The organism is Streptomyces iranensis (assembly GCF_017874715.1).
In the GTDB taxonomy this organism is placed as follows: Bacteria; Actinomycetota; Actinomycetes; order Streptomycetales; family Streptomycetaceae; genus Streptomyces; species Streptomyces iranensis.
Window position 1 is genome coordinate 82024 of record NZ_JAGGLR010000024.1, and the last position, 12752, is coordinate 94775.

13 protein-coding genes are annotated in these 12752 nt (G+C 71.2%); 9 read left to right on the top strand and 4 right to left on the bottom strand.

Annotated features, from left to right (window positions below):
• Position 1: 1 nt before the first annotated feature.
• Both J2Z30_RS36300 and J2Z30_RS36305 read right to left on the bottom strand, forming a co-directional pair.
• A complete protein-coding gene (locus J2Z30_RS36300; RefSeq protein ID WP_044567431.1) occupies positions 2–931 on the bottom strand; it encodes an ABC transporter permease in 930 nt (309 codons plus the stop codon).
• 1 nt (position 932) lies between these two features.
• Positions 933–2528: an ABC transporter substrate-binding protein gene (locus J2Z30_RS36305; RefSeq protein WP_044567429.1), complete on the bottom strand. Its 1596-nt coding sequence runs from the start codon at positions 2526–2528 to the stop codon at positions 933–935.
• Between the two features lie 245 nt (positions 2529–2773).
• Here J2Z30_RS36305 and J2Z30_RS36310 point away from each other — a divergent pair, with 245 nt between their 5' ends.
• The gene (locus J2Z30_RS36310) at positions 2774–3823 is read left to right on the top strand and encodes a 2-hydroxyacid dehydrogenase (RefSeq protein ID WP_245388852.1); all 1050 of its coding nucleotides are present in this window, start codon (positions 2774–2776) and stop codon (positions 3821–3823) included.
• 6 nt (positions 3824–3829) lie between these two features.
• On the opposite strand, the gene J2Z30_RS36315 is transcribed toward J2Z30_RS36310, so the two are convergent.
• Positions 3830–4186, bottom strand: coding sequence for a nuclear transport factor 2 family protein (locus J2Z30_RS36315; protein WP_044567427.1), 357 nt, complete (start codon positions 4184–4186; stop codon positions 3830–3832).
• A gap of 62 nt (positions 4187–4248) precedes the next feature.
• Positions 4249–5028 (bottom strand): SDR family oxidoreductase, encoded by a 780-nt coding sequence (locus tag J2Z30_RS36320; protein ID WP_044567425.1) that lies wholly within the window; start codon positions 5026–5028, stop codon positions 4249–4251.
• A 99-nt stretch (positions 5029–5127) separates the two neighbouring features.
• Between J2Z30_RS36320 and J2Z30_RS36325 the strand changes: the two genes are divergently transcribed.
• From J2Z30_RS36325 to J2Z30_RS36360, 8 genes are all read left to right on the top strand, one after another.
• On the top strand, positions 5128–5652 hold the full coding sequence (locus tag J2Z30_RS36325) for a winged helix-turn-helix transcriptional regulator (protein ID WP_044567423.1): 525 nt from the start codon (positions 5128–5130) through the stop codon (positions 5650–5652).
• Between the two features lie 66 nt (positions 5653–5718).
• Complete coding sequence (locus J2Z30_RS36330) at positions 5719–6195, top strand: winged helix-turn-helix transcriptional regulator (protein WP_308280212.1); 477 nt, start codon at positions 5719–5721, stop codon at positions 6193–6195.
• A gap of 92 nt (positions 6196–6287) precedes the next feature.
• On the top strand, positions 6288–6992 hold the full coding sequence (locus J2Z30_RS36335) for an SDR family oxidoreductase (RefSeq protein WP_044567421.1): 705 nt from the start codon (positions 6288–6290) through the stop codon (positions 6990–6992).
• A gap of 76 nt (positions 6993–7068) precedes the next feature.
• Entirely contained in the window at positions 7069–8082 is a 1014-nt protein-coding gene (locus J2Z30_RS36340; RefSeq protein ID WP_044567419.1) for a D-cysteine desulfhydrase family protein, read from the top strand.
• Between the two features lie 209 nt (positions 8083–8291).
• Positions 8292–9059 carry a GntR family transcriptional regulator gene (locus tag J2Z30_RS36345; RefSeq protein WP_044567417.1) on the top strand — a complete coding sequence of 256 codons (768 nt, stop codon included), beginning with the start codon at positions 8292–8294 and terminating at the stop codon, positions 9057–9059.
• A 62-nt stretch (positions 9060–9121) separates the two neighbouring features.
• Entirely contained in the window at positions 9122–10129 is a 1008-nt protein-coding gene (locus tag J2Z30_RS36350; RefSeq protein WP_044567415.1) for an ADP-ribosylglycohydrolase family protein, read from the top strand.
• Between the two features lie 61 nt (positions 10130–10190).
• Entirely contained in the window at positions 10191–11684 is a 1494-nt protein-coding gene (locus tag J2Z30_RS36355; protein WP_044567412.1) for a purine-cytosine permease family protein, read from the top strand.
• Positions 11681–12691 carry a PfkB family carbohydrate kinase gene (locus tag J2Z30_RS36360; protein WP_078956455.1) on the top strand — a complete coding sequence of 337 codons (1011 nt, stop codon included), beginning with the start codon at positions 11681–11683 and terminating at the stop codon, positions 12689–12691. The genes J2Z30_RS36355 and J2Z30_RS36360 overlap by 4 nt, the downstream gene beginning before the upstream one ends.
• The last annotated feature ends 61 nt before the right edge of the window (positions 12692–12752 follow it).

The following is a 12752-nucleotide window of genomic DNA, read 5'->3' on the forward strand; positions in this document are numbered from 1 at the left end:
CTCACGCCGGCACCGCCTGGCGCACTCGGGGGTCGATCAGGGCGTGGCAGACGTCCACGAGGATGTTCAACGCGAAGATCGTCACCGCCGTGAGCAGGACGGCGGCCTGCAACACCGCGAAGTCGCGCTGCAGAATCGAGTCGATCATGAGCTTGCCGATCCCTGGCCAGCCGAAGATCGTCTCCACCACCACCGCGCCGTTGACGAGACCGACGGTGAGATCCCCGGCCACCGTCAGCACGGGTGTGATGGAGTTGCGCAGCGCGTGTCCGAACACCACGCGCTTGGGGTCGGCTCCCTTGCTGCGCGCGACCTTCACATACGGCGCGGACAGCGCGCCGACCATGCTGCCGCGGACCACCTGCACCAGCACCCCGAACGGGCGGATCAGCAGAGTGGCGATGGGCAGCACCCAGATTTCCGGACCGCCCAGGGTGCCGGAGGTCGGCAGCCAGTCCAGGCCCACGCCGAAGACCAGCACCCCCACGATCGCGAACCAGAAGTCGGGGATGCTGGCCGCGGTCATCGACAGCAGACCGGCGATCCGGTCGATGAGCGAGTTGGGCCGGTACGCGGCGAGGCTTCCGACCAGCAGCGCCCCGAGGATCGCCAGGAGCATCGTCATCCCGGCCAGTTGGAGCGTGACGGGAAACGCCTTGAGCACCATCGAACCGGCCGACTCCCCGGTGCGCAGCGAGGTGCCGAAGTCGAGTCGCGCGGCGTTGGTGAGGTAGTCCCACAGCTGCACCGGAATGGAGTCGTCGAAGCCGTGGGCGGCGGAGAACTCCGCGCGTTGCTGCGGGGTGGCGCTCAGCGGGAGATAGAGATCGACGGGGCTGCCGGTCAGACGGGCCAGACAGAACACGCCGAGCACCACGAACACCAGGGGGATCGCGCTGGAGATGATGCGCTTGCGCAGGAAGGACGTCATCTCAGTGCCTCCCCGCCTTCGCGGGGCTGACCTCGGCCAGCCGCATCTCGTCCCCGGTGGCGGAGTCCGGCCGGTACCGCACCTTCGGCGACAGTCCCAGCAGCCCGCGCATATGGGCCAGATAGGCGTACTGCGCGACCGTCTCGTTCTGGTAGCCGAGCACTTCGGCGAACGCCTTCTCGCGGGCCTTGCCGGACAGCGCGTCCGCCGCGGCGATGCGCCGGTCGAGCTCCTTGGTGCCGAAGGTGGACTGCGGGCCGTCGCTCACCAGGTACTGACTCGTGGTGAACGCCGCGTCCCCGGCCTGGTTGCCGTGCATGATCAGCAGCGCCACCGGCCCGACGTCACGGGGCAGCGGACGCAGCTGGTACTGAAGGTGGGTGGCGGTGTCCGCCATGCGAATCCTTACGTTCAGCCCCACCCGTGCCATCTCGTACTGCAGGGCCTCGGCCACTTCCGAGATTCCGGCGAACATGCCGTTGCGCGCCACAAGGGTGATCTGCCGGTGCACGGGGACGCCGTCGGCGGCGGCCTCCTTCACCAGCGCGCGGGCGGCGGCCACTTTGTACGGGACTGGGGCGAGGTCGTCGTTGTGGCCCACCACACCGGGCGGGACGAGTTGTGCGGCGGGCTTGGCCAGTCCGCCGAGGAGGGCGTCGATGATGCCCTTGCGGTCGACGGCCATGCCGATCGCCTTGCGCACCCGGATGTCGTCGAGCGGCGCCTCGCGGCCGTCCAGACGCAGGGCGGTGGTCTCGTTGTTGGGGTAGGCCACGGTGTTGCCCTTGTCGGCGCTGGTGTGGTCCAGCGCCGTCGCGATGTCGGCCTCGCCCTTGTCGATCATCGCGGCGCGGACACTGGCGTCGCTGCGCCAGACATACCGGGCCCGCGGGTAGGCGGGTGCCTTCCCCCAGTAGTCCTCGTTGCGGGCGAGGGAGATCGAGACACCGGTCTGCCAGGACGTGACGGCGTAGGGGCCGGTCCCGATCGGTATCCGCACCTTGGCCTTGGTGCTGGTGGTGCGCGGCACGATCTCGACGAAGCTGAGCCGCAGGGGGAGGATGGGGTCGGTCTTCTCGGTGGTGACGGTCAGCCGGGTGGGGCTGACGGCGTGTACTTCGAGCTTCTCGTCGCCGAAGACGTAGCCGTCCACGTTGCAGGCGAGATCGGAGTTGACGGCGCGGTCGATGGAGAAGGCGGCGTCCTTCGCCGTGAACGGCTGCCCGTTCTGGAAGGTCACACCGGGGCGGATGTCGAAGGTCCATGTCGTGGGCTTCGTCTGCCGCCATCCGGTCGCCAGCAACGGATCCAGCTTCCCCGAAGTGGGGTCGCGTTCCACCAGCGGCTCGGTGATGTTGGAGCGGACGACGACACCGGTCGCGGTCAGCGATGACTCGCAGGGCTCCAGCGTCGGGGGCTCCTGGGTGAGGACGAGCCGCAGGGTGCGGCCGTCCGCGCTGCCGGCGTCACCCGCCGCGTCACTGTTCGCCACGGCGCACGCGCTGGTCAGCAGCAGCGTGCCGGTCGTGAGGAGGGCGAGAACTGTATGGGCCCGGCCCCGTTCCCGGCGCGGGCTGGAGGGTACGGAGGACTTCATCGTCGGCGTATCTCCGAGGGTGCTGGCGGGTTGCCGCCCGAGAACGACAGTCGACATGGCTGTCTACACTTACGTACCCGGTCTGCATTTGTGGACGCCGAAGCTAAACCGGAGGTGCCGGGGCGTCAAGGGATATGACAACAGGTGCAGGTGAAACGACCCTTCGCCGGAGCCTCCTGATCATTGACAGCCTCATGGGTCGCGTGCACAAATGAAGACAGCGCCTATATATGAGGACGGTGGTCATGGCCGGCACGGCTGCCCCCGGTGGTGACCGAGGGATGCGCATCATGCTCAACCACCGGATTCTGAGCAGGTTCGGCGAGCGGCTGAGAGCACGGACCGAGGACCGGCACGAGTGGCTGGACGTCTGCGACTGGGACGCGGCACGGATCGCCGACGCCATCGCCTCCGTCGATGTGTACGTGGGCTCACAGCTCTCCGAGGACCACGCGCGCCGGGCCCAGCGCCTCCGCCTCGTCCATGTCGTCGGCGCGGGCTACGACGGCATCCCCCTGGAGGCGCTGGGGCCCGATGTGACCGTGGCGAACACCTTTCACCACGGCGCGTCGATCGCCGAACACGTCCTGATGTGCGTGCTGATGCTGTCCCGGCGGGTGCTCACGGCCGACCGGGAACTGCGGGCCGGGCGGTGGCGGAACGTGGCCGTCGAGGCCACGCTGCCCTTCGGGGACACTCTGCGGGGCCGCCGTGTCGGCGTCATCGGCTTCGGCGAGACGGGGCGGGAGATCGGCCGGCTGTGCCAGGCGGTCGGCCTCGGTGTACGGGCCGTGCGCCGCGATCCGTCGGCCCCGCTGCCGGACGATCTGCGCCCCGACTGGGTGGGGGGCACCGACCGGCTCCCGGAACTGCTGGCGGACTCCGACATCGTCGTGGTGACCGTGCCGCTGAGCCCCGCGACCCGCGGACTGATCGGCCCCGCCGAACTCGCCGCGATGGGCCCGCGGTCCCTCCTGGTCAATGTCGCCCGTGGCCCGGTCGTGCAGGAGGAGGCGCTGTACGAGGCGCTGTCGGCCGGGACCATCGCCGGGGCCGCTCTCGATGTGTGGTGGGCCGGCCCACCACACGCGCCGAGCCGTCTGCCGTTCCACACGCTGTCCAACGTGGTGATGACACCGCACAACTCGGGTCACACGGAGGAGACGTTCGCCGCCCGTGCCACGGATATCGCGGCCAACATCAACCGCCTGGAGGCGGGGAGCCCGCTCAGCGACGTGGTGCGCGCCGGCCGGGTGCGGGCCGTGCCCGGCGGACCCGCGGTGGAGAGCGTCTGAAGCGCCTCAGGGGGCGATGATGAGGTGGCTGATCAGGCCCTGATGGAGCGTGAAGCGAAAGCGGAGGTCGACGGTGCCGCCCGGGAAGTCGCCCTCGAGCCGCTGGGTGACGGTGCAGCGGTCCGGGCCCTCGTGCTCGGCCCCGAGGAATGCGGTGGTGTAGGTGAACTCGGAGGTGGCGCGGTCCAGCCACCGCTCGATGGCGGGGATCCCCTCGTAGGTGTTGCCGTCGTCGACGACCGTCGCGTCCGGCGCCAGCGCGGTTGAGGCCGTGGACACGTCGTGCTCGTTGTGTGCCTTCAGATACCGCTTGACGGCGTCGGGCAGATCGGTGGCGTCGAGGGGCGTGGTGCGGTCGGTCATGGCTGCCTCGCTGATGGTCTGTCGAAGGGGGTTTCTCGGTCGGTTCCCGGTGGGGACGGTTCTCAGACGGCGGGTACGGTGCCGCCGTCGATGACGTGCTCGGCGCCGACGATGGCGGAGGCCCGGTCGGAGACGAGGAAGGCGATGAGTTCGGCGACCTCTTCGGGCCGGCTGGGGCGCCCGAGGGGGATGCCGCCGAGGGAGTCCATGAGCGATGCCAGAGCGGACTCCCGGTCACCGGTCTGCTCGGCGATGCGGTCGATGAGCGCGTCGGCCGCGCTGGTCTGGATGAAGCCGGGGGACACCGTGTTCACCCGCACCCCGAGCGGTGCCACCTGGTTCGCCAGGCCCTTGCTGTAGGTGGTGAGCGCGGCCTTGGCGGCGGCGTAGGCCAGCGTGCCGTTCCACAGTGGCATCCGCCGCTGGATCGAGGAGACATGGACCACCGCGCCCCCACCCCGTTCGATCATGCCCGGGATCAGGGCGCGGTCCAGGCGGACGGCGCCGAGCAGATTGTGGTTGAGCTCCTGCTGCCAGGTCTCCTCGGACATCGTCTCGAAGCCACCGGCGGGCGCGGCCGAGCCGCCGAGCGTATGGACCAGGATGTCCGTGCCGCCCAGCCGCCGTCGTGCCTCCCGCGCGATGTGCTCCGCGCCTTCGGATGTGGTCAGGTCGGCGCCCACGAAGTCGTCGTCGGGGACGTCCTCGGGCTGGGAGCGGGCGGTGACCAGTACGGTCGCACCGGCCGTCCGCAGCCGGGCCGCGATCGCCGCTCCGGTGCCCTTGGTGCCACCGGTGACGAGGGCGCGACGGCCGGAGAGGGAGTCATTGGGTGTGGGCAAGGCTGTCCGTTCCGGAATGCGCGCAGGGCGCACCCCTTGTGACTGCTAAAATAGAAGCAAGTAACTTTCACATTAGCAGTAACTCGGGAGGGTGTCGCAATGGCAAGCCGGATCAGGCTGGAGGACCGTGAGTGCCCGCTGTCGACCACGGTTCAGCACGTGGGGGAGTGGTGGACGCTGCTGATCCTCCATGACGCCTTCGACGGCTATACGCGCTTCGACCAGTTCCAGCAGAGCCTCAACATCTCCACCAGCATGCTCACCACGCGACTGAAGACCCTGGTGGCGGACGGCCTGCTGGAGCGGCGCCCCTACCAGTCCAACCCGGTGCGCCATGAGTACGTGCTGACCGGGCGCGGCCGTTCGCTGCGGCCCGTGGTCGTCGCGCTGGCAGCCTGGGGCAATCAGCACCTCGCGGCGGAGGAGCGCGCCATGATCCTGGTCGACGCCCGCACCGGCGAGGAGGCCGACCCCGTCGTGGTGGACGCGCGCACCGGCCGAAGCCTCGACGACAGCGAGATGTACGTGTTCACCGCGGGTCCGGCCGCGAGTGAGGCGATGCGCGCCCGCTACACCGAACTCGAGCGGCGGCGACCCGCGCCCGACGCTTCCGTATCTGAGTAGAGAAAAAATATGTAGCGCCTATGCTCGCGGGCGGAGAGTTGAGTCGGATCGGACGTGAGGTGTGCGGTGTCACCTGAGAGCAAGATCTCGGGGCCCATCGATGATGAGCCCGCCTGCTCCATCGAGCGGAGCCTGCAGATTCTGGGCGAGCGGTGGGCGCTGCTGGTGCTGCGCGAGATCTTCGCGGGCAGACACCGGTTCGCCGAGATCCAGGCGTCTCTCGGGGTGGCGCCCAATCTGCTCAGCGCCCGGCTCAAGCTGCTGGTCGAGGCCGGGGTGGTGCGTACGCGGACGTATCAGGAGCCCGGCAGCAGGCATCGGCGGAGCTACCACCTGACGCAGGCCGGGGAGGAATTGCGGATCGTGCTCGCCGCGCTCCAGCAGTGGGGCGACCGCCACCGCCCCCGCCCGTCGGGCCCCTCGTCGCTCCGGCGGACACGCTCCACGGGCGAGGCCGTGAACGTCGGGTTCGTGGACGAGGAGGGGCGCGAGGTGCCCTGTGCCGAGGTCGCCTTCGTGGTCGAACCGGCACCGGGCGACTGACGCCCAGCTGGATTTTATTTGTATAGTCAGGGTCTCGGGGGTGAGCGAATGGGCCGGCCCCGGTCATGAGGGCGGGCCGGAAAGGGAGCACGATGGACATCAAGGGATCAGCCGCCCTGGTCACCGGGGCCAATCGCGGTATCGGCCGCGCCTTCGCCCGGGGGCTGCTCGAACACGGTGCGGCGAAGGTCTACGCGGGTGTCCGCGATCCGGCACACGGGGTTGACGAGGGCCTCACCCCGCTGCGGCTGGACGTCACCGAGCCGGCGCAGGTCGCCACGGCCGCCGCCATCGCGGGCGATGTCAGCATCGTGATCAACAACGCGGGCGTCGGGGGCACCGGCACCGAGCTCCTGGCGGGCGGCTTCGAGGGCGCGCGTCAGGCGATGGAGGTCAACTACTTCGGCACCTGGGCCGTTTCCCGGGCGTTCGCCCCGATCCTGGCCCGCAACGGCGGTGGCGCGCTGGTGAACATGCTGTCGCTGGCCTCCTGGGTCGGACAGCCGGACTTCCCCGGGTACGCGGCCTCCAAGGCGGCGCAGTGGTCGTTGACGGACGCGCTGCGCCAGGCGCTGCGGGAACAGAACACGCTCGTGGTCGGGGTCCACGCCGGTTTCGTGGACACGGACCTCAGCGCCTGGGTGGACGCACCGAAGATCACCGCGGTCGACGTGGCCGAGCAGACCATGGAAGCCTTGGCGAACGACTGGCTGGAAGTACTCGCCGATGAGGAGACCAGGCAGGCCAAGGCCGCCTTGTCGCAACCCCTTCACGCCGAGCCCGGCCCCGGTATGTGAGGCGAAGGCGGCGATCGTGTCAGAAGAGCGTCAGGACACCACGCAGGATCAGGGCACCACGCGGGGCCAGGATGCCATGCGGGGGCAGGGCACCACGCGGGGCCAGGACACCGCTCGGGCCGAGTTGATGAGCCGGCCCACACCGCTGGAGGCGGCGCCACGCCTGGCCCGTGCCATCGGGCTGGAGCCCGATGATCTGTGGATCAAGCGTGACGATCTGATCGGGCTGGGCGGCGGGGGCAACAAGGTCCGCAAGCTGGAGTGGACGGCCGGGGCCGCCCGCGCCGAGGGCGCCACCACGCTGGTGACCAGCGGGGCCGCGCAGAGCAACCACGCCCGTCTGACGGCCGCGGCCGGGGCCCGGCTGGGCATGGAGGTGGTCCTGGTCCTCGCCGGTGCGCCGAGCGAGGGGATGACCGGCAACATCGCGCTCGACGGTCTCTTCGGCGCCCGCGTCGTATGGGCGGGCGAGGTGAGCGAGGCGGAACTCGCGGCAGCCGTGGAGGACGTGGCCCGCGATCTGCGTGAGCGGGGCGCCCGGCCCGCGGTGATCCCCTTCGGCGGCTCCAGCGTGCTGGGCGCCCAGGGCTATGCCGCGGCGGGGACGGAACTCCTGGTACAGGACCCGGACCTGACCACGGCGGTGGTGGCGGTCGGATCGGGCGGCACCATGGCCGGGCTCGTCCACACCCTCGGGGCCGAGCGGGTGCTGGGGGTGCACTGCGGAGCCGTCGCCGATCCCGGGCACACCGTCGGCCGCCTGGTCGAGGGGCTGGCCGGACAGCCCGCGGCCACGTCTCTGCGGCTGCGCCTGGATCAGGTCGGGCCCGGCTACTCCGCGCTCACCGAACCGGTCATGGACGCCATCACCACGGCGGCCCGCACCGAAGGCATCGTCCTCGACCCCATCTACACCGGCCGTGCCCTGGCCGGTCTCATCGCGGCCGTCCACGATGGCCAGGTGCGCCCCGGGCAGCGTACGGTCTTCGTGCACACGGGCGGACTGCCGGGTCTGTTCGGGCACCCCGAGACACTGGAGCGGGCGCGTTCCGCCGTGGCCGACACCGCCGTACGGTGGCCCCGCGGCTGAGCGTCACACCGGCACGCCGCGGGTGTGCTCGAACCCACATCATCGATGTGATCGACCTGATCCGTTACGAGGACCTGCACGATGTGGTGCCGGTATGGCACAGCTATGCCGGTGCGGTGGCTGGCGTTACCGGACCAAGAGTGATCAGTTTCCGATTCGAGTGCTTGCGACTCTAGACAGGACTGAACATGTATGGCTAACGTCCGGACATGCCTAAACAGGTCCTCAAGCATCAGCGCATCGCCCGCGTCCTGGCCCGTGAGATCCACAGCGGCGCCCTGGAGCCGGGCAGCAGGCTGCCCGGCGAACACGCGCTCACCCGGCGCTTCGCGGTCAGCAGGGCCACCGTCCGCCAGGCGCTGGACGAGCTCAGCAAGCAGGGGCTGATCTCCACCCACGCGGGCGTCGGCTCGTTCGTCACCTTCGACGGCGGCCTGCTGGACAACCGGCTGGGGTGGACCAGGGCGCTGGCCGACCAGGGAGCCCAGGTCACCACCGAGGTGCTCCGTCTCGAAGCGGTGCGCGATGCCCGGCTGGCCGGCGAACTCGGCATCGAGAGCGTCGAGTTCATGGCGCTCGACCGGTTGCGGGTGCTGCCCGAGGGCACTCCGGTCGCGCTGGAGCGCAGCCGGGTTCCGATGGTCCCGGCCCTGGCCGACGCCCCCGTGGGCGGGCTCCTCGACGGCTCGCTGACCAAGACCCTCGCCGCGGTCGGCATCCGGGCCACGCACGGGGACGAGTGGGCGTCCGTGCGTCAGCTGGCCGCCGACGAGGCGACCCTGCTCCGCCGCCAGGTGGGAGAGGTCTGGCTCAACACCCGCCGGGTCAGCCGCGGGGCCGACGGCCGGATCGTCGAGCAGGTGACCAGCCTCCTGGACCCCGCCCGCTTCCAGCTGCACCTCGGCTTCGGGGAGAGCCCCGACGAGAGGGCCCTGGGCAATGGCGATGGGGCATCCGCGGTGAAGCAGCCCCGATGAGACCGCACACCGCGCCCGCCCGCGCCCGACGTACCGCCTCCGCGCACTGACAGGAAGTCCCGATGAACCACCAGCACGACCGCGCGCTCGGCGCCCTCTACGGCCTGGCGATGGGCGACGCCCTCGGTATGCCCACCCAGATCATGTCCCGGCGGTCCATCGTCGCCCGGTTCGGCACCGTCACCGGTTTCGAACCCGGCCCGGAGGACAACCCGGTGAGCGCCGGAATGCCCGCCGGTTCGGTCACGGACGACACCGACCAGGCCGTCATCGTCGGACGGCTGCTGACCGGGTCCGGCGGCCGGATCGACCCGCTGCGGCTCGCGCACGAGCTCCTGGAGTGGGAGCGCGCCATGAAGGCCAAGGGCTCCTTCGACCTGCTCGGCCCCTCGACCAAGGCCGCCCTGGAGGCCGTGTCCCGCGGCGTACCGCCGGAGGAGGCGGGCAAGTCCGGCGCCACCAACGGCGCGGCCATGCGGATCACCCCCGTCGGCGTCGCCTTCCCCGACACGCCCCTGGAGCCCTTCCTCGACCGGGTCGCGGAGGCGTGCCAGGTCACCCATGACACCTCCATCGGCATCGCCTCCGCAGCCGCCGTGGCCGCCGCGGTGAGCCGTGGCATCGACGGCGGAAACCTGGAGGACGCCGTCGGCGCGGCGATCACGGCGGCCGCGGCCGGTGCCGAGCGCGGCCACTGGGTCGCCGGGGCCGATATCGCCGCCCGCATCGGCTGGGCCGTGGACCTGGTCCGCGCAACTCCCGAGCGGCAGGCCCTGGACCGCGTCTGCGACCTGGTCGGCACCAGCGTCGCCAGCCAGGAGTCGGTCCCCGCCGCCTTCGCCGTGCTGGCCCTCGCCGAGGGCGAGCCATGGCGGGCCTGCCTGCTGGCGGCCAACCTCGGCGGCGACTGCGACACCATCGGCGCCATAGCCGGCGCCATAGCCGGTGCCGTCAGCGGGGCCTCCGCCCTGCCCGACGACGCCCTCGCCACCCTCCGCTCGGTCAACGACCTCGACCTGGAACCGCTGGCCAAGGCCCTGCTCGCGCTGCGCGCCGACACGGCCGAATGACACACACCTCCGCCCCCACATCCGCACCGGAGCGCCCCCGGACAGAAAGACAGGTACCACCATGGCGGCTTCAGAGAACGACCGCGTCGGCTCCGTGGAGACCAGAGGCATCGAGCCGGTTCCCGACGCCGAGCGCCACGGCCACGCGAGCCAGATGTTCTGGACCTGGTTCGCCGCGAACATCAGCATCCTCGGCCTGCCGCTCGGCGCGGCGCTGGTCAGCTTCCGCGGCCTGAACATCTGGCAGGCGGCCGTCGTGGCCATCCTCGGGTCCTTCGGCTCCTTCGCACTGGTGGGCGCCCTCAGCATCGCCGGGAAGCGGGGCGGAGCACCCGCCCTCACCCTCTCCCGCGCGGTGTTCGGGGTCCGTGGCAACGCGGGGCCCACGCTGGTCACCTGGCTGAGCCGGCTCGGCTGGGAGACCATCAACACCACCACGGCCGCCTTCGCCCTGCTGGCGCTGCTCGACGCCGCCTTCGGCATCCGGCGGAACACCGTCCTCACCGTGGTGTGCCTGCTGGTCTTCATCGGCTGCACCCTGCTGATCAGCGGCCTGGGCCACGCCACCATCATGTGGATCAACAGGTGGGCCAGCTATGTCTTCGGGCTGCTCAACCTGGTCGTGATCGGCTTTCTCGCCACCACCGTGGACTGGGGCAAGGTCTTCCACGCCCAGGTCGGGCCGGTGAGCTCGATGGTCGTGGGCGTCGGCATGATCGCCGCCGGTACCGGCATCGGCTGGGCCAACACCGGGGCCGACTACGCCCGTTACCTGCCCCGCCGGATTCCCGGCGGCAGGCTGGTGGCCGCTTCCGCCTTCGGCGCCGGTATCCCGCTGGTGGTGCTGATCTCGCTGGGCTCGCTCCTCGCGGCGGGTGAACCCGATCTGGCCTCCGCCTCCGACCCCGTCTCGGCGATCAACACGATGCTGCCGTCGTGGATGTCCATCCCGTATCTGATCGCCGCGTTCGGCGGACTGCTGCTCTCCAACCACCTGTCCGTCTACTCGGCCGGACTCACCATGATCACCCTGGGCATACGGGTCCGGCGCACCCTCGCCGTCGGCCTTGACGTGGTCGTCACCTTCGCGGGCGGGATCTACTTCATCCTGATCGCCAAGGACTTCTACGGCCCGTTCATCACCTTCCTCACCCTCCTCGCCGTCCCCATCAACGCCTGGGTGGGCGTCTTCGCGGTCGACCTGATACTCCGCCGGTCCTACGACGGCGCGGCCCTGATGGACGTCGGCCGCTCCAGCCGCTACTGGTTCCGGGGCGGGGTCGCCTGGGCCGCGATGATCGCCTGGGCGGCGGCCATTGTGGTGGGCCTGCTGTTCACCGAGGCCAGCACCAGCGCCACCGATGTGTGGTTCTCCGGGCCGCTCGCCCACAGCTGGATCGGGTCCAACGGGCTGGGATGGGTGGTGACCCTGGTGCTCGCGGCCGGCGTCTACGCCCTGCTGCGCCGGCTCGACGGCACCGTCCGCGAGGAGGCGTCCGCGCAACCGCCCCAGCAGCAGGTGCTGCCCGCCCCGGCCGCGCGGGAGCTCTCATGACCGGCCACGACGGCGTCCCCGGGGCCTCCGGCGGGGCCATGGGCGGTCGGCTGGTCCTGCTCGGCAACGCCATCGTCGACCTGGTGATGCGGGTGCCCGCACTGCCCGAGCGCGGCGGCGACATCGTCTCGCAGGACACCGCCCTCACCACCGGCGGCGGATTCAACGTCCTCACCGCCGCCCGCCGCCTGGGCCTGCCGGCCGTGTACGCGGGCGCCCACGGCACCGGGCCGTTCGGCGACCGGGTCCGGGCGGACCTCGCCCGCGAAGGCATCGAGGTGCCGCTGCCTCCTCTCACGGAGGAGGACACCGGATTCTGCGTGGCCTTCGTCGACGGCGGTGGCGAGCGCACCTTCGCCACCAGCCTCGGCGCCGAGGCCCGGCTGACCGAGGCCCACGCGACGGCCGTGCTGGCCGCGCTGCGCCCCGGCGACCTGGTGCAGATCTCCGGATACGGGCTCGCCTACCCGGTGAACGGCCCGGTCCTGGCCTCGCTCGTGGCGCGGCTGCCGGAGCACACCCGGGTCTTCCTCGACCCGGGTCCGCTGGCCGACCAGATCCCGGAGGAGGTGCTGGAGCCCGTTCTGGCGCGCTGCGACTGGGTCAGCTGCAACCAGCGCGAGGGGCGGCTGCTGACCGGCCGGGACGACGCCCGGGAGGCCGCGGCGGCGCTCGCCGCCCGGCTGGGCCCGCGCACCGGGGTGCTGCTGCGGGCCGACGCGGACGGCTGCTGGCTGGTCCCGCCCGGCGGAGAGCCCGCGCACATCCCCGGCCGCCGGGTGACCGCGGTCGACAGCAACGGCGCGGGCGACGCCCATACGGGAGCGTTCCTGGCCCTCCTCGGCCACGGGCTGGACCTGAGCAGCGCCGTACGGGGCGCCAACGCGGCGGCCGCCTTCGCGGTCACCCGCCACGGCCCCGCCACCGGACCGACCGCCGGCGAGCTGCTGGACTTCCTCGACGGCGAGCCGCTGGCGGCTCGGCTGTCCCCGGCGTTCGGACGGTAGCCCGCCTGGGCCCGCCCTCGGAGGGCGGGCCCAGGCGCGGGCGAACCCCTGACGCGAGCGC

What these genes read in the sequence shown, in the direction of transcription:
- J2Z30_RS36300 (WP_044567431.1), bottom strand. Translation starts at nt 931, where the DNA reads ATGACGTCCTTCCTGCGCAAGCGCATCATCTCCAGCGCGATCCCCCTG.
- J2Z30_RS36305 (WP_044567429.1), bottom strand. Translation starts at nt 2,528, where the DNA reads ATGAAGTCCTCCGTACCCTCCAGCCCGCGCCGGGAACGGGGCCGGGCC.
- J2Z30_RS36310 (WP_245388852.1), top strand. Translation starts at nt 2,774, where the DNA reads ATGGCCGGCACGGCTGCCCCCGGTGGTGACCGAGGGATGCGCATCATG.
- J2Z30_RS36315 (WP_044567427.1), bottom strand. Translation starts at nt 4,186, where the DNA reads ATGACCGACCGCACCACGCCCCTCGACGCCACCGATCTGCCCGACGCC.
- J2Z30_RS36325 (WP_044567423.1), top strand. Translation starts at nt 5,128, where the DNA reads ATGGCAAGCCGGATCAGGCTGGAGGACCGTGAGTGCCCGCTGTCGACC.
- J2Z30_RS36335 (WP_044567421.1), top strand. Translation starts at nt 6,288, where the DNA reads ATGGACATCAAGGGATCAGCCGCCCTGGTCACCGGGGCCAATCGCGGT.
- J2Z30_RS36340 (WP_044567419.1), top strand. Translation starts at nt 7,069, where the DNA reads ATGCGGGGGCAGGGCACCACGCGGGGCCAGGACACCGCTCGGGCCGAG.
- J2Z30_RS36345 (WP_044567417.1), top strand. Translation starts at nt 8,292, where the DNA reads ATGCCTAAACAGGTCCTCAAGCATCAGCGCATCGCCCGCGTCCTGGCC.
- J2Z30_RS36350 (WP_044567415.1), top strand. Translation starts at nt 9,122, where the DNA reads ATGAACCACCAGCACGACCGCGCGCTCGGCGCCCTCTACGGCCTGGCG.
- J2Z30_RS36355 (WP_044567412.1), top strand. Translation starts at nt 10,191, where the DNA reads ATGGCGGCTTCAGAGAACGACCGCGTCGGCTCCGTGGAGACCAGAGGC.
- J2Z30_RS36360 (WP_078956455.1), top strand. Translation starts at nt 11,681, where the DNA reads ATGACCGGCCACGACGGCGTCCCCGGGGCCTCCGGCGGGGCCATGGGC.